Here is a 1436-nt window from a genome sequence, read left to right on the forward strand (position 1 = left end):
TAGCACAATGCCATATACTCTTATGCTCTGCCCGGTAGCGTATATATCTAGCACGGGCATACGTGAGCCGCCCAACGCCTGCCTTCAGGTGCGCCGCTGGCACACTTCCCGTGATCCGCGTGAAGCTTGCCCAAGAAGGCAATTCCCAGAATGCACCCGGTTCGCAGGCCGCGCCAGCGGCGTCACCTGCGAGGCGATGTTGGGCGCGGGGCTGGCCATGACTTGGTTGCCATACGTGAGTTGACTCGGTGACGAGCCTTGATAGAACCCGACTCGTGCGACGGCCGCGGATCGTGGCGGATTCTCCAACGGGCGTTGCTCGTGGTCGACTCTCCAACGAGCATTGGCCGACGTTGATTCTTCAACGGACGCGCATCGAACCGAAATCGCCGAGAGACGCTGATGCGTTACTGGCAGACAACAACGTGGTGGTGGAGCCACATGACGAGATCGTCGCGATTCAAGGTTCCGGCCGCAAGCTGGAGGATCAAATCTTCCTGGGCATCAACCGAGGCGACGATCTCCCATCCATTGAGAATCAAAAAGAGTTCCATTGCGGCATGCCCAATCCGCTTATTGCCATCCACAAAGGGGTGATTGCGAATCAACGTAAACCCCAGTGCCGCCGTTTTCTCGATCAGGGACGGATAGAGATCCTGCTGATCAAAGGTGGCTTGGGGTTGGGCCAAAGCGGACTCCAGCATGCCCTGGTTCACGAGGCCGATCAATCCTCCCGAATCGGCCATCACGGCCTCATAGAGCGCCAAGAGATCGGTGAGGGTGAGATACCGAGTCATGCGAGTCGCTGGTAGAGATCGCGATGTTTTTGGATCACAGAGGTAATGGCGTGCTGCACCTCTGGGTCTGGACGACGAACAAGGTCCGCAATGCTTAACTGAATGAGATCTTCGGGGGTGATGCCTAAGCCTTTGGCGCGTTCGACGAGGAGGCGTAACCGCTCTTCCGGAATATCAAGGGTGATCGTGGTCATCATGTCCTCCATCAGTTGCCTATCCTGGGGAGAGTATAGCATATCGTCCTCCCATACCGGGCGTTGATCGACGCTGACGGGTGCGATAGGCATTGGTCGAAGCCAATGCCCCAACGGGCAGAGGCCGAAGCGGACTCGCGAACGGGCGATGAAGGTCGCTGACACGTGCGACGGGCGTTGATTGCCGCTGATTCGCCAACGGGCATGGATTGAAGCCGACTTTGCGACGAGCATTGGCCGCATCTGACTCTCCGATGGGCGCTGATCGTGGCCGATTCTTCAACGGGCGCTGATCGTGGCCGATTCTTCAACGGGCGTTGAAGGTCGCAACGATTCCTCGGCTCCCGGAGCGCTGGAGGCCGCCCCGACGCCCAACGCCAGCCTTCAGGTGCGCCGCTGGCAAACGTTCCGTGATCCAAACGACGTTTGCCCAAGAAGGACATAC

Annotated in this window: 2 protein-coding genes; both read right to left on the reverse strand. The window is 58.6% G+C overall.

The window, feature by feature from the left end; genetic code table 11:
- Positions 1-407 precede the first annotated feature (407 nt).
- Positions 408-797, reverse strand: coding sequence for a type II toxin-antitoxin system death-on-curing family toxin (locus EKD03_RS18200; RefSeq protein ID WP_129633868.1), 390 nt, complete (start codon positions 795-797; stop codon positions 408-410).
- Positions 794-994, reverse strand: coding sequence for a DNA-binding protein (locus tag EKD03_RS18205; RefSeq protein WP_129633870.1), 201 nt, complete (start codon positions 992-994; stop codon positions 794-796). The genes EKD03_RS18200 and EKD03_RS18205 overlap by 4 nt, the downstream gene beginning before the upstream one ends.
- Positions 995-1436 lie beyond the last annotated feature (442 nt).

Origin of the sequence: Candidatus Oscillochloris fontis (assembly GCF_004138135.1) — a bacterium.
Lineage (GTDB): Bacteria > Chloroflexota > Chloroflexia > Chloroflexales > Chloroflexaceae > Oscillochloris > Oscillochloris fontis.